The organism is Arthrobacter sp. LT660, from assembly GCF_056172845.1.
This window is the reverse complement of sequence record NZ_CM149651.1, coordinates 422,402-445,774: the sequence shown is the minus strand read 5'-3', so window position 1 is coordinate 445,774 and position 23,373 is coordinate 422,402. Positions and strand designations below refer to the sequence as shown.

General features: G+C 67.5%; 19 protein-coding genes. 8 read left to right on the top strand and 11 right to left on the bottom strand.

Annotation, left to right across the window (positions count from 1 at the left end; all coding sequences use genetic code 11):
• The first annotated feature begins 99 nt into the window (after positions 1–99).
• Both AC0QSG_RS02060 and AC0QSG_RS02055 read left to right on the top strand, forming a co-directional pair.
• Positions 100–462, top strand: a complete 363-nt coding sequence (locus AC0QSG_RS02060; protein ID WP_350005813.1) for an AsnC family transcriptional regulator — start codon at positions 100–102, stop codon at positions 460–462.
• A gap of 422 nt (positions 463–884) precedes the next feature.
• Positions 885–1,361, top strand: coding sequence for a universal stress protein (locus tag AC0QSG_RS02055; RefSeq protein ID WP_350005811.1), 477 nt, complete (start codon positions 885–887; stop codon positions 1,359–1,361).
• Between the two features lie 64 nt (positions 1,362–1,425).
• Here AC0QSG_RS02055 and AC0QSG_RS02050 read toward each other — a convergent pair whose 3' ends face one another.
• Both AC0QSG_RS02050 and AC0QSG_RS02045 read right to left on the bottom strand, forming a co-directional pair.
• Complete coding sequence (locus AC0QSG_RS02050) at positions 1,426–1,728, bottom strand: P-II family nitrogen regulator (RefSeq protein WP_350005809.1); 303 nt, start codon at positions 1,726–1,728, stop codon at positions 1,426–1,428.
• Between the two features lie 5 nt (positions 1,729–1,733).
• Complete coding sequence (locus AC0QSG_RS02045; protein ID WP_350005807.1) at positions 1,734–2,678, bottom strand: sodium-dependent bicarbonate transport family permease; 945 nt, start codon at positions 2,676–2,678, stop codon at positions 1,734–1,736.
• A gap of 275 nt (positions 2,679–2,953) precedes the next feature.
• Between AC0QSG_RS02045 and AC0QSG_RS02040 the strand changes: the two genes are divergently transcribed.
• The gene (locus AC0QSG_RS02040; RefSeq protein WP_350005805.1) at positions 2,954–3,829 is read left to right on the top strand and encodes a DUF6671 family protein; all 876 of its coding nucleotides are present in this window, start codon (positions 2,954–2,956) and stop codon (positions 3,827–3,829) included.
• A gap of 101 nt (positions 3,830–3,930) precedes the next feature.
• Complete coding sequence (ilvD, locus tag AC0QSG_RS02035) at positions 3,931–5,616, top strand: dihydroxy-acid dehydratase (protein WP_350005803.1); 1,686 nt, start codon at positions 3,931–3,933, stop codon at positions 5,614–5,616.
• An 879-nt stretch (positions 5,617–6,495) separates the two neighbouring features.
• On the opposite strand, the gene AC0QSG_RS02030 is transcribed toward ilvD, so the two are convergent.
• A complete protein-coding gene (locus AC0QSG_RS02030) occupies positions 6,496–7,236 on the bottom strand; it encodes a methyltransferase domain-containing protein (protein WP_475376491.1) in 741 nt (246 codons plus the stop codon).
• Positions 7,237–7,303: 67 nt separating this feature from the next.
• Here AC0QSG_RS02030 and AC0QSG_RS02025 point away from each other — a divergent pair, with 67 nt between their 5' ends.
• On the top strand, positions 7,304–9,838 hold the full coding sequence (locus AC0QSG_RS02025) for a DEAD/DEAH box helicase (protein WP_475376490.1): 2,535 nt from the start codon (positions 7,304–7,306) through the stop codon (positions 9,836–9,838).
• 16 nt (positions 9,839–9,854) lie between these two features.
• Here AC0QSG_RS02025 and AC0QSG_RS02020 read toward each other — a convergent pair whose 3' ends face one another.
• Positions 9,855–10,694, bottom strand: a complete 840-nt coding sequence (locus AC0QSG_RS02020) for a metal-dependent hydrolase (RefSeq protein WP_475376489.1) — start codon at positions 10,692–10,694, stop codon at positions 9,855–9,857.
• A 109-nt stretch (positions 10,695–10,803) separates the two neighbouring features.
• On the opposite strand from AC0QSG_RS02020, the gene AC0QSG_RS02015 reads away from it, so the two are divergent.
• From AC0QSG_RS02015 to AC0QSG_RS02005, 3 genes are read left to right on the top strand one after another with little or no spacing between them, the layout of a single operon-like run.
• Positions 10,804–11,301, top strand: coding sequence for an N-acetyltransferase family protein (locus AC0QSG_RS02015; RefSeq protein ID WP_475376488.1), 498 nt, complete (start codon positions 10,804–10,806; stop codon positions 11,299–11,301).
• Positions 11,298–12,662 (top strand): alpha/beta fold hydrolase, encoded by a 1,365-nt coding sequence (locus AC0QSG_RS02010; protein WP_475376487.1) that lies wholly within the window; start codon positions 11,298–11,300, stop codon positions 12,660–12,662. Before AC0QSG_RS02015 ends, AC0QSG_RS02010 begins: the two co-directional genes overlap by 4 nt.
• On the top strand, positions 12,659–13,228 hold the full coding sequence (locus tag AC0QSG_RS02005; protein ID WP_475376486.1) for an HhH-GPD-type base excision DNA repair protein: 570 nt from the start codon (positions 12,659–12,661) through the stop codon (positions 13,226–13,228). The genes AC0QSG_RS02010 and AC0QSG_RS02005 overlap by 4 nt, the downstream gene beginning before the upstream one ends.
• Here the strand turns inward: AC0QSG_RS02005 and AC0QSG_RS02000 are convergent.
• From AC0QSG_RS02000 to AC0QSG_RS01970, 7 genes are all read right to left on the bottom strand, one after another.
• Positions 13,203–14,558 (bottom strand): MFS transporter, encoded by a 1,356-nt coding sequence (locus AC0QSG_RS02000; protein ID WP_475376485.1) that lies wholly within the window; start codon positions 14,556–14,558, stop codon positions 13,203–13,205. The genes AC0QSG_RS02005 and AC0QSG_RS02000 overlap by 26 nt on opposite strands.
• Before the next feature lie 61 nt (positions 14,559–14,619).
• Positions 14,620–15,654: a TerC family protein gene (locus AC0QSG_RS01995; protein WP_435726037.1), complete on the bottom strand. Its 1,035-nt coding sequence runs from the start codon at positions 15,652–15,654 to the stop codon at positions 14,620–14,622.
• Positions 15,655–15,839: 185 nt separating this feature from the next.
• A complete protein-coding gene (uvrB, locus tag AC0QSG_RS01990) occupies positions 15,840–17,942 on the bottom strand; it encodes an excinuclease ABC subunit UvrB (protein WP_435726036.1) in 2,103 nt (700 codons plus the stop codon).
• A gap of 38 nt (positions 17,943–17,980) precedes the next feature.
• Positions 17,981–18,271 carry a hypothetical protein gene (locus tag AC0QSG_RS01985; protein ID WP_475376484.1) on the bottom strand — a complete coding sequence of 97 codons (291 nt, stop codon included), beginning with the start codon at positions 18,269–18,271 and terminating at the stop codon, positions 17,981–17,983.
• Positions 18,268–18,900 (bottom strand): dephospho-CoA kinase, encoded by a 633-nt coding sequence (gene coaE / locus AC0QSG_RS01980; protein ID WP_435726035.1) that lies wholly within the window; start codon positions 18,898–18,900, stop codon positions 18,268–18,270. Before coaE ends, AC0QSG_RS01985 begins: the two co-directional genes overlap by 4 nt.
• A gap of 9 nt (positions 18,901–18,909) precedes the next feature.
• Entirely contained in the window at positions 18,910–20,331 is a 1,422-nt protein-coding gene (locus tag AC0QSG_RS01975; protein ID WP_475376483.1) for an FAD-binding oxidoreductase, read from the bottom strand.
• The gene (locus tag AC0QSG_RS01970; RefSeq protein WP_475376482.1) at positions 20,328–23,366 is read right to left on the bottom strand and encodes an ATP-binding protein; all 3,039 of its coding nucleotides are present in this window, start codon (positions 23,364–23,366) and stop codon (positions 20,328–20,330) included. The genes AC0QSG_RS01975 and AC0QSG_RS01970 overlap by 4 nt, the downstream gene beginning before the upstream one ends.
• Positions 23,367–23,373 lie beyond the last annotated feature (7 nt).

The window sequence follows — 23,373 nt, the reverse complement described above, 5'->3', positions numbered from 1 at the left end:
TAGCCTTTCTTGTCATCAACTGATAGAGACTGATTGCTTTCCCTGCGCTCCCAGCCGCCGACCGGGCGTCTGCGGGTCCGATCGACTATTTTCCTTGAAATGGCAACCAAGGATTTTGACTCAGGGACACCCGCCGTGCCTGCCGGCGAAACGCGTTGGACGTTCCTCACCAACCACGCCCACGTCCTTCTTACTATCGCCCGTGACCCGCAGATCCGGTTGCGCGACGTCCCCGCCCTGGTGGGTGTGACGGAGCGGGCAGCTCAGAAGATCACAGCTGACCTTGTTGAGGCCTGCTATATCACCAGGACGAGGACCGGGCGGCGCAACAGCTACACCGTCGCCACGGGCCGTCCCTTCCGCCATCCCGTCGATGCCGGTCACGAACTGGATGAACTCCTCGCGGTCCTCGTCCCTGAGCCCACCCCGCGCACCCTAGACATCCGAACTAGAGTTCGCTAATCTAGGTTCGTTGGTATAGATAATACGCTACCGCACGGGGCGGTGGGGTGGCCGGCCGTGGTTTGGCGGTGGCGGTTTGGAAGGAGCTCGCTCTTGAACAATCGAGAGGCACGTTTCAGACCGCGACACCCCGCCGGTGTTTCCCGGTACCATCGCGGGGCTTCACGACTGGCGCCGCCCTGGTCCGCTTCGTTACAGCGCAGGAATCAGGAGATGTCCCGGTTGGAGCGTCTCGGGCATCAGGTGCTGGATACCGCCGGGGTCACATTCGAAACTGACTTGATGACCTACCGGGGCGGTGGCTCTGAGTCCGGGCGGACCCGCCGTATGGCCTCCGCAATAGAGCGTCTGGCCCGCGACCGCGGTGCCATCCACTGGCCGGCAACCGCGGTTCCGGCCTCCCACAGCAAGGAGAACCACCCGTGAGCCAGGAAAACTTGGGCGACGGACTGATACCGGCACCGGCTGACAGCATCGTGGTCGGACATGACGGATCCGACTGCGCAGACTACGCCCTGGACACGGCACTTGGACTCGCAGACCAGCTGCAGGTCCCCGTCGTCATCGTGCGGGCCTGGTCCATCGCTACTGCCCCGCAGCCACCCGGCTGGGAGTTCGGATACGTGCCGTCCTTTGACGAATACGCCGCTGCCGTGCAAGGGGAGCTCATGCGGGATGTGCACACGAGGGTCGACAGATACCCCAAACTCTCCGTCAGCTCCAGGGCCGTTCACTCCGGCGCGGCCAAGAGCCTGATAGACGTCTCACGGGACGCCCGCATGCTGGTGGTCGGATCGCGCGGACGCGGCGGTCTCGCCGGGATGCTGCTCGGCTCCGTCAGTGACCACTGCGTCCGGCACGCTGCCTGCCCGGTCATGGTCGTGCGCCGTCGGAGCTGAAGCCACGGAACTCCGGCCACCGTTGGCTCCTTTGCCCGGTGCTGGCGGCCCGATCTGGGCAGGCCTAGAATTTCTCCGGCCGCAAAACGTCTACGTCACTCACGAACAGGATCATGGCGTAGTCCTGGTAGTAATGCTCCTGGAGGTAGGCGGCAATCGCTCCGGCCGTCGCTTCGTCGCACACCACCTCGACGCGGATGTTGCTGTTCGCTTCCCAGCCGGCACTGCGGACGCCGCGGTGGCCTTTGCCGCGAGCGTCGGTGATGGTGTATCCATGGGCGTTGAGCCGGTCCATGTCCCGAACGAGAGTGCCCTCAAGTACGGCTTCAGTGACGACGGTCAACAGCTTGCGTTTATGGTTTCGCATCAGTCTCATCCTTTCGCGAAAGTATGTGCCCACACCGCGAGGGCGTGGTAAATCGGGATACCCAGCAGGACATTGAACGGGAACGTGATCCCCAGCGCGGCGGCCAGCGACAGGGTGGGGTTGGCCTCGGGCACGGAAATGCGCATGGCCGCCGGGACCGCGATGTATGACGCACTCGCCGCCAGTGTCGCAAGAACGACCGTGCCGCCGATGGAGAGGCCCAGCACCCAGCCCAGTCCGGTCCCCACCAGGGCCGAAAAGAGCGGCATACCAATTCCAAAGGCCATCAGGAATGGCCCGTGCCGGCGCAGGCTTCCTATCTGTGTCGCGGTGATCAGCCCCATCTCCAGTAGAAAAAGAGCCAGGAATCCCTTGAAGAGATCGAAGAACAACGGCTCGATCGAAGATAATCCGTCCGGCCCCGCCGCCCAGCCGATGAGCAGCCCGCCCAGGAGCAGCACAATGCTTTTCCCGAGGAAAACCTCGTGGGCGACCGACCTCCACCGCGTCTCTCGAGAGAGACCCCGGGCCAGGACAATTCCCACAATAATGGCCGGCACTTCCAGCAACACCAGAAGCAGGGGCATGTGCTCTTCGAACGCGACCTGGCGGCTGCCAAGATACGCGACGGCCACGGCATAGGTGCCTACGCTCACCGAGCCGTAGTGGGCGGCGATGGAAGCGGCATCCGCGCGTTTGAATCGGCCCAGGTAGCGCAGCACGGGAAAGGCGGCCAGTGCGAGGAAGAATCCCAACGCCACGACGGCCAGCATTTGCGGCAGCAGGCTGCCGAAAGGCTGTCTGGCCAGTTCGATACCGCCCTTAAGCCCGATGGCCAGCAACAGCACGATACTGACAAACTCGTAGATCGCAGCCGGTAGACGCAACTCCGAACGCAGCAGACCAGCGGTGGCGCCCAGCAGGAAGAAAAGGATGATGGGATCGATCATGTGGTTGCTCTCTTGTTCGTTTCCGGCTTTTACGAAGTCGGGGTGCAGGCAATGGCCCGCCCCCCAAGTTCAGGGACTGCAATCCACCCGAGGCACCAGCATCCCAGGATCCCATTAACACACGCTATTTGATTCACGATCAAAATTTCAGGTATTGTAGAACGTAGCATCTGCGTCTGAGAGGCGGCCGTCGGTTCTTTTCTAACTAATCATGCGTACCTTTCGGGTGTGCTGCGACAGTTCCGGCAGTTCGCGCTCAGAGTGAAAGGTCAGTTATGACCAGTTTTGATTCCGGCAATTCAACCCGGCTTTCCGTCTATTCCGGTGAACGGATTTCTCTGCTTACCCAGCATGGCAAGGAGCGGGTGATCATCCCGGTGCTCGAGCGTGCGCTCGGCTGCCGGCTCGAACATGTCACGGGCTACGACACGGATCTGCTCGGTACTTTCACCCGTGACATTCCCCGCGCCGGCACACAGCTCGAGGCTGCGCGCAGGAAGGCGCGGGTAGGCATGGAATTGTCAGGATTGCCGCTGGGTATCGCCAACGAGGGTTCGTTTGGCCCGGATCCGTACATGGGGATGTTCCCCTGGAACATCGAACTCATGATCTGGATCGATAGTGAGCGTGAACTGGAGGTCGTTGGAACAGCCGAAGGCAAGACGAATTACTTCCACCTGCTGACCGCGGACTGGGCGGAGGCCCAAACGTTCGCCCGTGAATCGGCGTTCCCCGGACACCACCTGGTCGTTCGCCCGGACGGCGAGCACGACCCCCGCATCCGTAAGGGAATCGCCGCCTGGCCCGAGCTGGAGCGCGCCTTTTCGAGAGCGTTGGCCCGATCGGCCAACGGCAAGGTTTTTCTCGAGACAGACATGCGCGCCAACGCCAATCCGACGCGCATGGAAACTATCCGTCTCGCGGCCGAAGACCTTGCACAGAAACTTCGCTCCAGATGTCCGGCCTGCGGCACCCCGGGATTCTGGAAAGTGGAGCGAGTGGCAGGACTCCCGTGCACCGGCTGCGGCGAGCCAACGAGCGAGACCCGCGCTGAGATTCATGGATGCCTCACCTGCGCGCACCGCTACACTCGCGACTTAACTGACCCACCACGCGCCGACCCGCGATTTTGCGAATATTGCAACCCTTGACCCTGCCCAAAAACCTCGACGCGTCCCATTGCCCACCGCGTTCAGGGCGATACGCAGCTTGAAATCAACACCGGAGCAAAGATATGCAACCATCACATTTAGTGGACATCAAGCCCCGCAGCCGGGTCGTCACCGATGGAATCCATGCCGCCCCCGCGCGCGGCATGTTCCGGGCGGTCGGCATGGGCGACGATGACTTCGCCAAGCCCCAGATCGGCGTGGCGAGCTCCTGGAATGAAATCACTCCCTGCAACCTTTCCCTGAACCGGCTGGCCCAGGGCGCCAAGGAAGGCGTCCACGCCGGCGGCGGCTTTCCGATGCAGTTCGGCACCATCTCCGTTTCGGACGGGATCTCCATGGGCCACGAGGGCATGCACTTCTCCCTGGTGTCCCGCGAAGTCATCGCCGACTCCGTCGAAACCGTCATGCAGGCCGAGCGCATCGACGGCTCCGTCCTGCTCGCCGGCTGCGACAAGTCCCTGCCGGGCATGCTGATGGCCGCCGCCCGGCTGGACCTCGCCGCGGTCTTCCTCTACGCCGGCTCCATCATGCCGGGCTGGGTCAAGCTGGAGGACGGCTCCGAAAAGGAAGTCACCCTGATCGACGCCTTCGAAGCCGTGGGCGCCTGCGCCGCCGGCAAGATGAGCATGGAGGACCTGACCCGCATCGAACGGGCGATCTGCCCGGGCGAAGGTGCCTGCGGCGGCATGTACACCGCAAACACCATGGCCTGCATCGGCGAGGCGCTGGGCATGTCCCTGCCCGGCTCGGCAGCGCCGCCCTCGGCGGACCGCCGTCGTGATGTGTTTGCCCGCAAGTCCGGCGAAGCCGTGGTGAACCTGCTCCGCCTGGGCATCACGGCCCGCGACATCATGACCAAGAAGGCGTTCGAGAACGCCATTGCCGTCACCATGGCATTCGGCGGCTCCACCAACGCGGTTCTGCACCTGCTGGCGATCGCCCGCGAGGCTGAGGTTGAGCTGACGCTCGATGACTTCAACCGGATCGGCGACAGGATCCCGCACCTGGGGGACCTGAAGCCGTTCGGCCGCTACGTCATGACCGACGTCGACAGGATCGGCGGTGTTCCGGTCATCATGCGGGCGCTGCTCGACGCCGGGCTGCTGCACGGTGACTGCCTCACCGTGACGGGCAAGACCGTTGCCGAGAACCTGGCGGCCATCAACCCGCCGGACCTGGACGGCAAGATCCTCCGTGCGCTGGACAACCCGATCCACAAGACCGGCGGCATCACCATCCTGCACGGCTCCATGGCGCCCGAAGGTGCCGTGGTCAAGAGCGCAGGCTTCGACGCCGACGTCTTCGAGGGAACTGCCCGGGTGTTCGAGCGCGAACAGGGTGCACTGGATGCGCTGGACAACGGCGCCATCCACAAGGGCGACGTGGTGGTGATCCGCTACGAAGGCCCGAAGGGTGGCCCGGGCATGCGCGAAATGCTCGCCATCACCGGCGCCATCAAGGGTGCCGGATTGGGCAAGGATGTCCTGCTCCTGACCGACGGCCGCTTCTCCGGCGGCACCACCGGTCTCTGCATTGGCCACGTTGCACCGGAAGCGGTCGACGGCGGACCCATTGCCTTTGTCAAGGACGGGGACCGGATCCGCGTCGACATCGCAGCACGCAGCTTCGACCTGCTGGTCGACGAGGCAGAGCTGGATGCCAGGAAGGATGGCTGGGAGCCCCTGCCGGCCAAGTTCACCAAGGGCGTGCTCGCAAAGTACGCCAAGCTGGTGCACAGCGCCTCCACCGGCGCATACTGCGGGTAAATCACAGGCACCCATTTGCAGTCCACGGACGGTGACTTCGCTGAGAATCAGCCGAGGACTCGTCGGCTACTACAGAATCATTCAAGACGACCGAAAACACAGCTCGGAACTTTCCGTTCCACTCATCGCACTACGACCCACCAGCACCTTGCATCCCCAGGTCCCGTGATGCTCTGGACACCCTTCCAGTAGGTCGGGCCTTCCAACGGACAGCGAACCTGCCGCCGCGCGGGGCGGGCACTGCCTCTGTCGGCGAAGGATCCACGTGCGACATTTGCCCCAGCCGGAAAAGTTCTCGCTCAGCCTCCGGATTGCGCGTACGGAAACCCCAACTGGGGACGAGTGCAGAGGACTTCTGAAATTCCGTGCAGACCACTTCGGAAAATGACAGTCAGGCTGGGGTGTAGCCCACCTAGACAGCTATGGGCGGTGGGGCGACACTCTTCCAGGTCATAGGTGTAGTAAAAGGTAATCGCAATGAGTTCCCAAACCTCAATGATGGGCAGCAAGTCTTCCGCATCGCGACCCGCACTCCGGAGGGCCTCGATCTCGGGCTGCGTCCAACCGGCCACCCACCGCGCATGGAAAACGAAATCCTGCCCCGGTCAGCTCAGTCAGCAACGGGACGGAATGGACGCGGTTCGCTTTGCCGAGAATGTCCCACTGGCGCGGCATCGGAGCGACGGCGCAGCCGGCAGTGGGTCAAAAAGAGTTCGCATCCGAGATGTGGGGACCACGTTATGGGTTCGGACCGTGACCCGAGCTCGAACCGACCCTGCGTGTCAGAACTTGCCGGGTCAGAATCGGTCGATTGTCGACCGACCCATTCGCTTCAGGACTTGTGTCCCACCATGAAGATCCTGCGGAAGGGGAACAGCGTCAAGGGCCTGCCGCCCGTATCGGGAACGCCGGGTAGGCGGCGCGGACGAGACGGCCGTATTCGCACTGGAAGTCGGAGGCCGCGTCGTCGTCGAGGGCCGCCAACACAGGCCGCAGGGCGGTGCCGCGTACCCATTCGAGTACCGGGTCCTGCCCCGGCAGGACCTGCTGGTAGGTGGTTTCCCACACGTCGGCGATGAATCCGTTGCGGAGCAGGATTCGCAGATACTCGGACGGTTCGGCGACCGTGTCCGGCCCACGCAGCACACCACCCAGCATCCCGGACCACCCGGGGGAAGCGGCGAGGTCGCGCATGATGCGGTGCGAGGGCGCATCGAAGTTCCCCGGCACCTGCGCGGCGAACCACGCCCCGCGTTCCAGGGCGTCCAGCCAGCCGGCGAGTACGTCCATGTGGTCGGGCACCCATTGGAGCATCGCATTGGAGACCAACAAGTCGACGTCGCTTCCGGGCGTCCAGCCCGTGGCCTCCAGGCGTCGGAACGCCAGGTTGGCGCCCCGGTGGGCGCCGCGGGCCGCACCCACCATCCGCGGGGAGGCACCCAGCCCGACGACGCTTGCCGACGGCCAGCGTTCGGCGAGCGCCGCGGTGAGGTTCCCCGGTCCGCAGCCCATGTCGACGACGGTCCTCGGGCGGTCCGCCCGGATTCGTTGCGTCAGGTCGAAAAAGGGGCGATTGCGGTCGTCGGCGAACTCCGTGTACTTGGCGGGATCCCATTCCATGGCCCCAGCCTAGGGCCGGGCGGCGTTCGTGGGGCGTGTCCGCCGGGCGGCTAGGCTTAGCAGCACCATGAGACTCACCGAACTGCTGCCCGATGCCCCGCCGCGCGGGGCCACCGCCGATTCCACCTATGCCGCGTTCATCCAGTGGGTGGAGGACCGTGGGATCGGCCTGTACCCGGCGCAGGACGAGGCCGTCATGGAGATCGTCGAGGGAAACAACGTCGTCCTGGCCACCCCGACGGGATCCGGCAAGTCGCTCGTGGCCGTCGCGGCGCACTTCCACGCACTGGCCCGCGGCGAGCGCAGCTACTACACGGCGCCGATCAAGGCGCTGGTCTCCGAGAAGTTCTTCGCGCTGTGCGAGATCTTCGGCGCCGAAAACGTCGGCATGGTCACCGGCGACTCGTCCGTCAACCCGGACGCCCCCATCATCTGTTGCACCGCCGAGATCCTGGCCAACATCGCGCTCCGGCAGGGATCCGCCGCGGATCTCGGCCCGGTGGTCATGGACGAGTTCCACTTCTACTCGGACCCGCAGCGCGGATGGGCGTGGCAGGTCCCGCTGCTCGAACTGCCGCAGGCGCAGTTCCTGCTGATGTCCGCCACCCTGGGCGACGTCACCCGTTTCGAGGACGAGCTCACCTTGCGCACCGGCCGCCACACCACCACGGTTTCGCATGCGGAGCGTCCCATTCCGCTGCACTACTACTATTCCCAGGACCCCGTGCAGGAGGCCATGGAGGAACTCGTCTCCACGAAGCAGACACCGGTCTACGTGGTGCACTTCAGCCAGATCGAGGCGATCGACCGCGCCCAGAGCCTCACCAGCATCAACGTCTGCACCCGCGAGGAAAAGGACCGGATCGCCGACCTGATCGCCGGCTTCCGGTTCTCGCCCGGTTTCGGCAAGACGCTCAACCGCCTGGTCCGGCACGGCATCGGCGTCCACCACGCCGGGATGTTGCCGAAATACCGGCGCCTCGTGGAGCAGCTCGCACAGGCCGGGCTCCTCAAGGTCATCTGCGGCACCGACACGCTCGGGGTCGGCATCAACGTCCCGATCCGCACCGTCATGCTAACGGCACTGTCCAAGTACGACGGCGTCCGCACCCGTCCGCTGAACGCCCGGGAGTTCCACCAGATCGCCGGGCGGGCGGGCCGCGCCGGATTCGACACCTCGGGCACCGTCGTCGTGCAGGCCCCCGAGTTCTCGATTGAGAACAAGAAGTCGATGGACAAGGCGCTCGCGAAGTTCGGCGACGACCAGAAGAAGCTGCGGCAGGTCGTGAAGAAGAAGCCGCCGCAGGGCTTCGTGTCCTGGAGCGAGAAGACGTTCGACAAGATGGTCGCGAGCGTTCCCGACCCGTTGACGTCGAGCTTCGCGGTGACGCACTCGATGCTGCTGAACCTGCTCGAGCGGCCCGGGGACAGCTTCGCCGCCGCGCGCCGGCTGCTCACGGAGAACCACGAGCCGCCCACCCGCCGGCGCGACCTGATGCGCCGCGCGCTGGGCATCCTGCGGGAACTGCTGGCCACCGGCGTCGTCGAACGCCTCGACGCTCCCGACGAGCACGGCAACCGGCTGCGGCTCACCATCCACCTGCAGCAGAACTTTGCCCTGAACCAACCCCTCTCCCCCTTCGCCATGGCCAGCCTGGAGCTGTTGGACCGGGAGTCCCCGACCTACGCCCTCGACGTCGTCTCCGTGATCGAGGCGACGCTGGAGAAGCCGCGGCAAGTGCTCTCCGGCCAGCTGAAGAAGGTCCGCGGCGAGGCGGTGGCCGCGATGAAGGCCGAGGGCATGGAGTACGAGGCGCGCATGGCCGCCTTGGACGAGGTTACCTACGCCCAGCCCCTCGCGGAGCTCCTCGGGGAGGCCTTCGAAACGTATCGCCGCGGCGCACCCTGGCTCGGGGACTTCGAACTCGCCCCGAAGTCGGTGGTGCGGGACATGTACGAGCGCGCCATGTCCTTCGGGGAGTACGTGCAGTTCTACTCGCTGGCCCGCAGCGAGGGCATCCTGCTGCGCTACCTGACCGACGCCTACAAGGCGTTGCGGCAGACGGTCCCCCAGGATCTGTTGCGCGAGGATCTGCAGGACCTCATCGTGTGGCTGGGCGAGATGGTCCGCCAGGTCGATTCGAGCCTGTTGGACGAATGGGAGAAGCTGGCCAACGGCGAGGCCCCGCGGGACGTCTCCGAGGACATCCTGCCCCCGCAGCCGGACCGCCTGACCTCCAACGAACGCGCGTTCCGCGTGATGGTGCGAAACGAGATGTTCCGCCGCGTCAAGCTCTTCGCCAACGAGCAGGACGTCGCCCTGGGGGAACTGGACGGACACGACGGCTTCGACGCGGACGCGTGGGCCGGGGCCATGGACGACTACTTCGGCGAACACGACGACATCGACGACGGGCCCGAGGCCCGCGGGCCGCAGCTACTGATCATCAAGCCCGCGCAGGGCCGCTGGAACGTCCGGCAGATCTTCAAGGACCCGGCGGGTCACAACGACTGGGGCATCGACGCCCACGTCGACCTGGCCGCCTCGGACGAGGCAGGATCCGCCGTCGTCACGGTGACGAGTGTGGGGCGCCTCGGCTAGCGCCGCTCCCGCCGTCTCACAGGACCCGGGTGCCGGCGACGCAGAGTCCGGCGAGCGCGTAGCCAGCCACGGGAACGGACAGCATCCATTCGCGCAGCGAGCCGGCGTTGCCGATCAGCGGCACGGCGATGTTTCCGTTGGCCCGCCAGACGTGGCGGAGCACGGGCACCCGGGCCAGCTTCCGCGGGCGGCGGACGCACAGCGGCCACGTCAGGGCGACTCCCCCGGTGGTGATGAGGTCCCCCGCGACGTGCACGGCGGCCCCGAGTCCCACGGCGGCGGCGAACCACCGCGGGTCCTCCGGCGCGTAGAGCGCCACGGATGCCCCGGCCGCCAGGCCGACCAGCCACGGGAACCGGCGCATTGAGTCCGGGATGAACCGCAACGCCTTCGCGGCGAAGGCGGCGAGCAGGACGGTCGCGAGTCCGGCTCCCGGATAGACGGTCCCGAAGCGCTGCGTCTCCCACGTCGACATCCCCACCAAGGCCGAAAGCACGACGGCGGCGACGAGCCCGAACAGCGAATGGGTCCCCTTGCGGTGTCCTCCCATGGCGCGTCCCAGACCGGCGCACAGGGCATTGGACACGGGCGGCAGGGCCTGGGCGATGGTGGCGCTGCGGTGGTCCGCATCCGGGAGCAGGGCCGCCCCCGCGCACACCAGGGCTCCGGTCAGCACGCCGGCGGGCCCGGCCTCGATCGCACCGAAGCCCACGGTCACGGCGTCGGGCAGGGCTTCGGCGACCGCACCGGGCATCGCCGGAAGCCGGGTGGCCCATCCGGCGACGGGGACCTCGTAACGGGTGGTCGCCGCCACCCAAGCCGCCGCGCCGCACGCGGCGTGGTTTCCGCCCATCATGGTCAAGCGCCCCCTGTGCCTCGGAGAGGCGCCGCCCGGCGCGGAGCCCCCTCAACGCTAGGTTCGCATCCGGCCCGGCACACGCAGCGACACCGGTACGCTGGGTCACATGAGCGACATCCGCGACGCGCGACCCGACGACGTCCCCGCGATCCTCGGCCTCATCCGTGATCTGGCCGCCTATGAGCGGGAACCGGACGCGGTCAGGAACACCGAGGACCGACTCCACCTCAGCCTGTTCGGCGACCAGCCACGCGTGTTCGCGCATGTCGTCGAGGACACCCTGCCCGGCGGGACGGACCTAGGCGTGGTCGGAACGGCCATCTGGTTCCTCAACTACTCCACGTGGGAGGGCACCCACGGCATCCACCTCGAGGACCTGTACGTCCATCCCGGCGTCCGCGGAGCCGGCCATGGCAAACGGCTCCTGCGCAATCTGGCCCGCATCGCCGTCGAACGCGGCTATTCCCGCCTCGAATGGAGCGTGCTGGACTGGAACGAACCCGCGATCGGCTTCTACGACTCCCTCGGAGCGGGCTCGATGGACGGCTGGACGGTGCGCCGACTGGACGGCCAGGCCCTTGCGGACATGGGATCCCGGCCATGACGCTCCACGAGGCTCACCGGGTCGCCGCCGTCCACGAATTCCGCGGCATGCGCGCCACCGAGCACTATTTCACCGTCCCGTTGGACCACGCGGCGCCCGGGCGGGAGACCATCACGGTCTTCGCCCGGGAGGTCGTGTCCCTGGAGCACGCGGATCCGGAGTCCCTGCCGTGGCTGCTCTACCTGCAGGGCGGTCCCGGCGGGCAGTCCCCGCGCATCTCCTCGCTGTCCGGCTGGATGGCCGAAGCCGCAAAGGCTTTCCGCATCCTCCTTCTCGACCAGCGCGGGACCGGCCTCAGCACCCCCGCCAACCGCCAGACGCTGCCGTTGCGGGGCGACTCCGCGGCCGAGGCGTACTACCTGACCCACTTCCGCGCCGACTCGATCGTCCGCGACGCCGAGGCCATCCGCGGGATCCTGGGGGCCGGGCCGTGGACCACGTTCGGGCAGAGCTACGGCGGATTCTGCACCCTGAGCTACCTCTCGCACGCTCCGCGCGGGCTGGCACGCTGCCTGATCACGGGGGGCCTGGGCCCCGTCCGCGGCGACGCCGACCGCGTCTACCGCGCCACGTACGCCCGCATGGAAGCCAGGAACGCGGAGTACTTCGCGGAGTACCCCGAGGACCGCGCCGTCCTGAATCGGGTCTTCGAGCACTTGGGGAGCACCGCTGAGCGCCTGCCCGACGGCCGGCCCGTGACGCGGGCACTGGTCCAGATGCTCGGCCAGTTCCTCGGAGGGAACACCCGCGTGGACCAGCTGCACCACGCGTTCGAACAAGCGTTCGTCCCCACCCCCGGCGGGGCGCGCCTCGGCGACGCCTTCCTGGCGGTGCTGCAGGCGCAGGCCGCACGGCTGACGAACCCGCTCTACGCGCTGATGCACGAGTCGATCTATGCCCAGGGGTTCGCCACCGACTGGGCGGCGGCACGCGTCCTGACGGAGTTCCCGGCGTTCCACCCGGACGCCGCCGAGCCGCTCCTCACCGGGGAGATGGTCTACCCGTGGTACTTCGATGAGGACCCGGCACTGCGCCCGTTGGAACAGACTGCCGGGCTGCTGGCGTCCATCGACGAGTGGCCGGAACTGTACGATCTGGACGTGCTGGCCACGAACACCATTCCGGTGGCCGCCGCGGTGTACTCGGACGACGTGTACGTAGACCGCGACCTGAGCGTGGAGACGGCGTCCCTTGTCCGCGGCCTCCGCGTCTGGGAGACGGGCGAATACCACCACGACGGCATCGCGGACGACGGCGCCGGCATCTTCGCGCGCCTGCTGGGGATGACCGAACCGCAGCCCGACGACGCAGAAACACCTCAGGCATCCCACCGGGGCCCCGCGGAAGGAAACGAATCATGACTCTGCACATCACGGGCGACGAGGCCGCGGACGCACTGCTCGACGAGAGCCCCCTGGCGCTGTTGCTCGGGATGCTCCTGGACCAGCAAGTCACCATGGAATCGGCCTTCGCCGGCCCGGCAAAGATCCGCGACCGGATCGGCGCACTCGACGCGGCCCAAATCGCCGCCTACCCACCCGACGACCTCCTCGAGGTCTTCCGGCAATCCCCCGCCGTACACCGCTTCCCGGGGTCCATGGCCCAACGAGTACAGGCGGTCTGCGCCGTCGTCGAGGCCGAATGGGGCGGCGACGCCGCTGCCCTCTGGACGCGCGGCGGGCCGGACGGCGCCGAGGTCCTCAAGCGGCTCAAGGCGCTGCCGGGCTTCGGAGACCAAAAGGCGCGGATCTTCCTCGCGCTCCTGGGCAAGCAGCGGGGCCTCGACGCCGCGGGGTGGCGCGAGGCGTCCGGGCCCTACGGCGAGGAGTGCGCCCGGAAGTCCGTGGCGGACATCGTCGACGCGGAATCGCTCGCCCAGGTCCGCGCGACGAAGAAGGCCGCTAAGGCCGCGGCGAAGAAGAAGTAGCGAACACCACGCGCAGGCACCAGGCCCCGACGAAGGCCGCCACGGCCATGGCGGCGTAGTTCAGCCCACCGAAGCCCGCGAGCGCCAGCACGACGCCGGAGAGCGCGGCGCCGAGGGCGCCCGCCGCGCCCATGAGGGCGTCGGCCGCCCCCTGCACCAGGACGCGGACCTGGCCCGGGACGCTCTCGGAGACGAAGGCGGATCCCGACACGGTCGCGAGCGACCATCCAAGGCCCAAGAGCACCAGTCCGACGACGACGGCGGGTCTGGACTGACTGCCCAGCGCGCTGGTGAGCAGTGACGCCGCAAACACGGCCTGGGCGAGCAGCATCGTGCGCGGCCGTCCCCACCGGTCGGCCAGGAGTCCCACCAGCGGCGACAGCGCGTACATGCCGGCGATGTGCAGCGAAATGGTGAAACCGATGATCACCAGCGCGTCGGCCGGCACCTGCCCGCCCACGGCATGGCCGGCGTGGGCGACTTCGGACGCGGCCAGGTTCTTCAAGTGCACCGGCGTCATGGACATGACCGCCACCATGATCAGATGCGCACCGACGATCGCCGCGATGCCCATTCTGGCCGCGGGATAGTCGCGCAACGCGGCCATCCCCTCGCGCAGGGAAGGCCTGCCCGGGGCGCCCCGGACCGCCGCCGCCGGATTCACGTCGGCGGGTGCGTCCCCGGTGGCGGCCCGGGCCATCTGGAGCGGGTCCGGCCGCAGCCCGATGTTCAGCACGAGCAGTGCCACGAGCAGTCCGGCGAACGAAAACAGGAAGGGCCCGCTCAGCTCCGGAAGCCCCAACGCCGCGCCCAACTCCGCGCCGGGACGGATCAGGTTGGGACCGCCGACGGCACCGATGGTGATGGCCCAGACGACGAGTCCCAAGTCGCGGCCGCGCGTTGCGTCGTCGGCCAGGTCGGTGGCCGCGAAACGGGCCTGCAGGTTGGCCGCCATCCCGACCCCCAACAGCCCCGACGCCACCAGCAACAGCGGAAAGCTGCGCACGACCGGCGCCAGCACCATGCCGAGCGCGCCCAGCGCGGCCAGTGCGAGACCGGCGGACAACGCGACCCTGCGTCCGCGGCGGATGGCCAGCCCGGCAAGCGGCATCGCGGCGACCGCCGCGGCCACGGAGATGGCGGTGGTGGACGCTCCCGCGAACGCGTCGCTTCCGGTGAGTTCCACGGCAAGCAGGGAGCCGAGCGCCAGCCCCGCCCCGTTCCCGACGCCGCTGAAGAGCTGGGCCACGGACAACGACAAAACAACGCGGCGCTGGAGCGCCTTCCTTTGGGGAAGGCGGCCCAACGCCGCGTCGGTTGGCTCGCTCACCGCCCCAGCGTAGCAACCACCCGCTACGGGGACGAGGTTGTTCAGAAGGGTGCGTGAGTGACTACTCGGCGTCCGAGCGGGCGAGCTCGACGTCCTTGGCCAGGCGCGCGTCCATGGCGGCCCTCTTGCCGGCCGGGCTCAGCAGGCTGGCAACCGTCGCGACGACGATCGTTCCGAGGATGACGGCCAGCGAAAGGGGCGTCGAGATCTCGGGTACCCATTCGATGTGCTGGCCACCGTTGATGAACGGCAACTCGTTCTCGTGCATCGCGTGGAAGACCAGCTTGACGCCGATGAAAGCCAGGATGACCGACAGTCCGTGCTTGAGGTAGATGAGCCGGTCCATGAGTCCGCCCAACAGGAAGTAGAGCTGGCGCAGGCCCATCAGCGCGAAGATGTTGGCCGTGAACACGATGAAGGCGCTCTGCGTCAGGCCGAAGATGGCGGGGATCGAGTCGACGGCGAACAGCAGGTCCGTCATGCCGATGGTGATGAACACGACGACCATCGGGGTGAAGACGCGGCGACCGTCAACGGTGGTGCGCAGCTTGTTGCCGTCGTAGTCCTTGCTCATCGGAAGCCGTGACGTGAGCCGCGCGATCAGGCCGTTTTCGGAGCCCTCTTCCTCGTCCTCGCCGGAGTCCGTGGCCTGCTTCCAGGCGGTCCAGAGCAGGAAGGCGCCGAAGATGTAGAACACCCAGGTGAAGTGCTCGATCACGGTGGCGCCCACCATGATGAAGATGCCGCGGAGGATCAGCGCGATGATGATCCCGAACATCAGCACCTCCTGCTGGTACCTGCGCGGCACGGAGAACCTGGCCATGATGATGATGAAGACGAAGAGGTTGTCCACGCTGAGGCTGTACTCGGTGACCCACCCGGCGATGAACTCCTGGCCGTAGTCCGGCCCGGCCTGCCAGAACATCAGGCCGGCGAACACCAGGGCGAGGGTGACGTAGAAGCCGACCCACAGGCCGGCTTCCTTCATGGAGGGCTCGTGCGGTCGCTTTACCACGTAGAGGAGATCGAAGAGGAGGACCAGTCCGAGCACCACGAACGTGATGGTCTGGAACTGGGTGGAAAGCTGGTCTGACACAGGTGACCTTTCGGGGGCGGCGCGAAGCACCGATTGCGGATACGAGTGATTGCCGCAAGTCTCTCCGCCGCCCGGTGTCCGGGTCCGGCCACTGCGCCCGGCGGTGCCCCATTGCCCCGCGTGCTGACGTCCACAGTGTTCGGGATACTCCCCTACGCTCGGAACAGTCTATCGCAGGGCAGGACCTACGCGTGCCCGGCGTTCTTCATCTGGCGCAGTTCCTTCTTCAGGTCCCCCACCTCGTCGCGCAGACGCGCTGCCAACTCGAATTGCAGTTCCGCGGCCGCTCCGTGCATCTGATCGGTGAGTTGCGTAATCAGGTCCACGAGGTCCTCCGCGGGGACCGCGGCCAGCCCGTCCCGCTTGACGGCAGCCTCGCCCCTGTCCTTGGCCGACTTGCTGCGCTTGGCCCCCTTGGCCAGCCGCTGGTTGTTCAGCAGTTCCTGCGTGTCGGCGTCCTCGCGGGCGATCTGGTCCGTGATGTCCGCAATCCGCTTCCGCAGCGGCTGTGGATCCACGCCCTTTTCCTTGTTGTATGCCATCTGGATTTCGCGCCGCCGATTGGTTTCGGAGATCGCGTGCGCCATGGAGTCCGTGATGCGGTCCGCGTACATGTGCACCTGGCCGGACACGTTGCGGGCCGCGCGGCCGATCGTCTGGATCAGCGAGGTCCCCGAGCGGAGGAAGCCCTCCTTGTCCGCGTCCAGGATCGACACCAGGGAAACCTCCGGCAGGTCCAACCCCTCGCGCAGCAGGTTGATGCCGACCAGCACGTCGAAGACGCCCAACCGAAGTTCGCGAAGCAGCTCGACGCGGCGCAGTGTGTCGACATCGGAGTGCAGGTATTCGACCTTGACCCCGTGCTCCGTGAGGTAGCCCGTGAGGTCCTCCGCCATACGCTTGGTCAGCGTGGTGACGAGCACTCGCTCGTTCTTCTCGGTCCGTTCGCGGATCTCGTCCAGGAGATCGTCTATCTGGCCCTTCGTCGGTTTGACGACGATTTCGGGGTCGATCAGGCCGGTCGGGCGGATGATCTGCTGGACCGTCCCGTCGGCCTTTCCGAGCTCGTACTTGCCCGGCGTCGCCGAGAGGTACACGGTCTGGCCGATGCGTTCGAGGAACTCGTCCCACTTCAACGGACGGTTGTCCATGGCGGACGGGAGGCGGAACCCGTGCTCCACCAGCGTGCGCTTGCGGGACATGTCGCCTTCGTACATCGCGCCAATCTGCGGGATGGTCACGTGCGACTCGTCGACAACGAGCAGGAAGTCGTCCGGGAAGTAGTCGATCAGGCAGTGCGGCGCCGTGCCGGGTCCGCGTCCGTCGATGTGCCGGGAGTAGTTCTCGATCCCGTTGCAGAAGCCCATCTGCTGCATCATCTCGAGGTCGTAGGTGGTGCGCATCCGCAGGCGCTGCGCCTCGACCAGTTTGTTCTGCGACTCCAGTTCCTCCAGACGCACCCGCAGCTCGTCCTCGATGTCGGTGATGGCCCGGTTCATGCGCTCGGGCCCGGCGACGTAGTGGCTGGCCGGGAAGACGTACATCTCCGTCTCCTCCCGGATGATCTCGCCCGTCAGCGGATCGAGCGTGAAGATCTTTTCGATTTCGTCCCCGAAGAACTCGACGCGCAGCGCCTGCTCCTCGTACATCGGGATGATCTCGACGGTGTCGCCGCGCACGCGGAAGGTTCCCCGGTGGAAGTCCACGTCGTTGCGCGCGTACTGCATGGACACAAACTTCCGCAGGAGGTCGTCGCGGTTCAATTCCATGCCCCGGCGCAGCGTCACCATCCCCGCCACGTATTCCTCGGGAGTGCCGAGGCCGTAGATGCAGGACACTGTGGCGACCACAACGACGTCGCGCCGGGTCAGCAGCGCGTTGGTGGCCGAGTGCCGCAGCCGCTCCACCTCCTCGTTGATCGAGGAGTCCTTCTCGATGAACGTGTCCGTCTGCGGGACGTAGGCCTCGGGCTGGTAGTAGTCGTAATAGGAAACGAAGTACTCGACCGCGTTGTTGGGCAGCAGCTCGCGGAACTCGTTGGCCAGCTGCGCCGCCAAGGTCTTGTTCTGCACCATGACCAGCGTGGGACGCTGCACCTTTTCGACGAGCCACGCCGTCGTCGCGCTCTTTCCCGTGCCGGTGGCACCCAGCAGCACGACGTCCTTCTCACCGCCCTTGATCCGTTCGGTCAGCTCGCCGATGGCCTGCGGCTGGTCCCCTGCGGGCTGGAAATCACTGACCACCTCGAACGGCGCCACGACGCGGTTGATTTGCTGGGCAAGACTCATGGGACAAGGCTACGCCCGGCCCCGGACGCATTGCGCCACTACCGCCGATGGCTTAATCGGCCGAGAATGGAACCCGCCAACTCGCGCGCGAACAACACTCCCCCGCCGACGGCCAGCACCATTCCGAGTCCGGCCAGCCAACCGGGGACCAGCACGCGCCACGTCCACGGAGCGGAGGACGTGGTGAACTCAGCGCGCCCCCCGACCGCGAGCCACAGCACGAGGGCGACCAGCAGGCAAGCCGCCATGGCCGAGAAGGTCCGCCGCACCCAGCGCATGCCGTCCCCGAATTCGAAACCCGGCGTCGGATCGGACGCGCGCGGCGTCACGGTCCGGCCCCGGGCTTCCCCGGGGCGCGCACGGCCGCCGCCGGCAGTATCCGTTCATTCCAGAGGCGGTCCACGGACGCCAGCAGGTCGCCGAGGGTTCCCGAGTTCTCCAGCACGACGTCGGACGCGGCCGCGCGTTCGGCGTCCGTGGCCTGGGCGGATACGCGGGATTCGGCCTCGCTCCGGGCCATGCCGCGGTCCTGAACCATGCGGCGGATCCGTTCGGGCTCCGGCGCCTGGACTGTTACGACCAGATCGAAGTTTCCGGCCTGCCCGGTCTCCACCAGCAGGGGGATGTCCTGGACCACGACGGCTCCGGGTGCGGCCGCCGCACGCCGGCGGGCCGCCTCCGCACGGACCAGCGGGTGCACGATCCCGTTGAGCTTCAGCCGAGCCGGTTCGTCGGCGAAGACCAGCGCACCGAGCGCGGGCCGATCCAGCGCGCCGTCGGTCCCGAGCACGCCGTCACCGAACGCCTCGACCACGGCGGCCAGTCCCTCCGTCCCCGGCGCGACCACCTCGCGGGCGATCGCGTCGGCGTCGATGAGGACGGCTCCGAGTTCGACAAGCCGCGACGCGACGGCCGATTTTCCGGCGGCGATCCCGCCGGTCAGTCCAACATTGAGCATTCCCCCACCCTATCGGGCGCCTTCGGCCGGGGGGATGTTCTGGTTGACGTGGAACAGGTTGGCGGGGTCGTAGATGGCCTTGATGCGGGCCAGCCTCTCGTAGTTGCCCCGGTATGCCGCTCGGACCCTGTCCTGTCCCTCGTCCATGAGGAAGTTGACGTAGGCTCCCCCCGCGGTGGTGGGGTGGAGCTCCTCGGAATAGGAGCGCGCCCAGTCGCTGATGAGCTCCGCCTTCGCCGGATCGGGGTCGACCCCCACAATGACTCCGGCCCAGCCCCCTTGCCGGTAGGCGAAGGCGGTGTCGCCGGTCCCCACCCGGGCCGCTGCCCCGTCGATCGGGTACAGGTGCATGGTGGAGTGTCCGGTGGGCAGCGCAGCCCCATGCCTGGCATGGATCCCAATGGCCGCGTCGGAGATCTCGGCGACGAAGTCGGCACGCCAATACCATTGCATCCCAGCGGGATACAGCCCGTCGAAGGCCTGTTGCAGCACATTGAAAGGCATTTCCTGCAGGCCGACCAGCAGGGGATTGCCGAACTCCCGCACCTGTCCCAGCACCTCGCCCGCGCGCTCGTGGGCGCCGGTGTAGCACCAGACGATGCCACAGGATTTCCTGCCCCACAGTTCCTCGGGGAACGGCGCGGCCGGCGGAATCGCCATGATGCCGATCCAGCCGGACAGCTCTGCCGGCAAGGTGGGGAGCAGTTCCCTGTACCAGGCCATGACCTCGCTGGTGTCGGCCAGGTCGTAGAGCACGGGTCCCCCAATGATCAACCCGTGCTCACCGATGTCATGGGTGCGGAAAACGAAGGACGTGGCGACGCCGAAGTTCCCTCCCCCGCCGCGCAGGGCCCAGAACAGATCGGGATGCCGGTCCGCGTCTGCCCTGACCAGCGAACCGTCGGCGAGCACCACGTCCGCGGAGAGCAGGTTGTCCACGGTGAGCCCGAAGCGGCGCGCCAGGTAGCCGATACCGCCTCCGAGCGTCAACCCGCCGACGCCGGTGGAGGCGATGAATCCGCTGGGCGTCGCCACCCCGAAGGGCACCGTGGCGTGGTCCACGTCGCCCCAGGTGGCGCCGCCGTCGACGCGCACGGTGTGGGCCGCCAGGTCGAGGGTGGTGCCGCGGAGACCGCCCAAGTCGATGACCAGCGCGTCGTCGGCGATTCCCAGTCCACCGGCGTTGTGCCCGCCTCCACGGACGGCGACGGTCAGCTCATGCGTGCGCCCAAAATTGACGCAAGCGACGACGTCGGCCGCATCGGCGACCCTGGCGATGGCCGCGGGGCGCTTGTCGATCATCGCGTTGTACACGGCGCGCGCCGCGTCATAGCCCGCGTCCGATGGTCGGGTCAGGCTTCCGCGCAACTGCGCGGCGAGTTCGTCGAAGTCCGCATGCGCGGTGGCGGCCGTCGGTGTTGAGAGGCTCATGGCGTACTCCCTGGTGGGCGTGGTGGGTTGATGGTCCCCACGATAGGATGCCGGGCGTTCGCGGAGCGTTCGGCCGTTCGGGCCAACCGTTCGCGTTGCTCCCTGAGATGCCCCGCCCACCAGTTTTCCTGGCGCGATCGGACCGCCTCGAGCGCCGCATCGACTTCGGCGAGCGCCGCCACGGGTTGGTGGTCGCGCACGAGGACGTCGGCCAACAGCGAGTGCCAGTACGTCATTCGCACCACGGCATCCTGGTGCTCCAGGGCCAGCATCGCTGTGCGGATCCGCCGCGCGCCGGAGGCTCCCCCGGTGCTCCATCCGGCGAAGATCTCCGCCCACTGTCCGTAGTAGGCGATGTCGTAGCGGCGACACAGCCCGAGCAACTCGTCCACCACCTCGCCGAGCCCCTCCGCGTCGGCCGACAGTTGGCGCAATAGCGCAACGTACGCCAGTGCCACGGCCCGGGTGTAGGGATGTTCGGCCGCTGCCGAGCGGTTAAGGGCCTCGGAGGCCAGGAGCCGCGCCCCGTCCCGATCTCCGGCAAGCCAGTGCGCGTGCGAGGCCCAGGCCCGCGCGTGGATCTCGATGCGCGTTCCCAGGATCGTGGAGTACCCGGGCGTTACCGTTGTGTAGCAGGCGGCGAAGTGTTCGATCGCCTCGCCGGGCCGCCCCAGTGCAAGGGCGGCCCCTGCCACCGCAAAGTGCGCCTGGGCCGCCAGGTCGGCGTCGTCCGCGGTGATTTCCAGGGCGCGTAGGCCGATCGCGTAGGACTGTTCGATACGTCCCTGAACATGCCGCCCGCAGAACAGGCCGATGAGACTCGCCACGACCACGCGTGGGCGCCCCAACCGCTCGGCCAGGACGACCGATCGTTCCAGGTTCTCCAGCAGCTCCGCGCAGGAGTACCCGTGAAGGGCGGTCAGCGGCGGAGACATGGGGCGCCTCGCGTCCAGCTCCGCCGCATCGCGGCCGGCTCCGGGATCCAAGCCCGCGACGATGTCCAGCGCCTGTCGGTAGCTTTCCAGCGCCGTTGCGTTAGCGAACACGCCGGCCGCCGCCGCTCCGGCACGCATCCGGAAGTGCAGCGCCCTGGCCGGGTTGGAGGCCAGGGCATGCTGTTCGGCGAGCAGGGCCGCCACGGCATCCAGGTCCTCGGCGTGCAACGCCTCGAGGGACGCGGCCAGCCGGGTGTGCAGGAGCCACCGTTGCGCGGGGGTCAACGGCCGGTAGGCGGCGTCCGCCAGCAATTGGTGCGCAAAGTAGTAACCGTGGCCCACGGGAACCAGGATGCCGAGGCGCCACAGTTCGTCCACGGCCGCCACCAGCTCGCCCGCCGGGAGATCGGTTGCGGCATTGAGCAAGCCCATGCCGATTTCCCGTCCGTTGGCCGCCACCAGCCCGGCCACTGCCCTGGCCTCGGGATCCAATCCGGATATCCTGTTCCCGAGCACCGCGCCAAGCTTATGTGGAGATCCGTCGGCTTCCTCCGGGAGAATGCGGGCGGTCTGGACGATGAACAGCGGATAACCTCCCGTCGCCGCCCTGAGCATTCGCGCCTGACCGTCGTTCAGGGGGCCTCCGCGCAGGGCGCCGGCGAGGGCGGCGGTATCCGCTTCGCCGAATGGTTCCAGGGGAATCTCGTGGAGGCAGCCACTGGTCCGCAGCGAGGCCAGCATGCCGGCAACGGCCCCGCCGGGGAGGGAACCGCCCGTGCGCATCGTGGCGACCAGCATCAACCCCGGCGCGTACTCCCCCGCAAGGAGGAAGTGGATCAGCGCGGCGGTTTCGCTGTCGCACCACTGCAGGTCGTCCAGCACGAGCAAGGTGGGCCTGCCCGCGGCCCCGATGCCGCGGGCCAGCGACTCGAAGTAGCCGAAGCGCTGCCACGCATCGACCATGGCGCGCTCACCGTCCGCGGCCGCGGAGGGGAGCGCCGCCGTGCCGCCTCCAACACCTGGCAGAAGCCGGCTCACGTTGCGTTGGATGCGGGGAGGGAGATCCCGCAGCACCGCGGCAAACCCGCTGGTGTGCAGCCACGCGGCGAACGGCGCCAGCGGGATCATCCCTCCGCCGTCGAAGCACCGCGCCCTCGCGACGAGGGCTCCACGCGCGGCTGCACCGGCCGCGAGGCTCTCGGCCAGATGCGTCTTCCCGACTCCCGGGCCTCCCGTCAGGAGCATCACGGCACCGTGTCCGGAAGCAGCGGCGTCCCAGGCGGCGCGTAGTGTCGCCATCTCCCGGGCCCTGCCGATGGGATCCTGCAGTCGTTCCCGCCGCGAAGTGCGCCCGTGTTCCCCGGAGAGTCCGGACACCAGGGCCCGGGTCTCCTCCCCCGGGCCCACGCCCAATTCCCCCTCGAGCATCTGGCAACAGCCGTGGAACGTGTGCATGGCTGCCGCTGGCTCTCCGAGCGCCAACTGGACCCCGATCAGGTCGCGGTACCCGCTTTCGGAAAGGGGTGCGACCTGCACTCCCCGTCGCGCCGGCCCCAGCGCCCGTTCCGCCTGTCCCAGCCTCAGCCAAGCCGCCGTCGCCTCCGAGCAGAGTCCCGAGTATTCGCCCTGCAGCGATTCGCGAAGCGGACCCACCCAGTCCGCATAGTTCCCAGGCATCAGTTCCCCGCGGTAGCTGGACAGGGCGGCGTCAGCATGCCGTAGGAATCCCCTGACGTCGCCCCGTCCCGCGGCGTTCCGAGCCGCGGCGTTCCGAGCCGCGGCCCCCTCGCCGGTGAAAAGCTCCACATCGATGCGCACGCCCGTGTCGGGAACCCATCCGATGGCGCCGTTCGCCGTCTCGAGGCGCCCGGACCCGCCCAGCAGGCAACGCAGGTTGTGGAGTTCGCGCCGAAGGTTCGTCAGCGCCTGCGCATCCGCGGAATCGGGCCAGAAGGTTCCGGCCAGCACCTGCCGCGAAACGAGCATGCCGGGGTGCAGCACCAAGTAGGCAAGGAGGTCCAGGGCACGGGCTTTGCCGACACCCACTTCGGCTCCGGCATCGGTGAGGCGCTGTTCGCCCAGCAAATTCAACTTCAGCACGATCCGT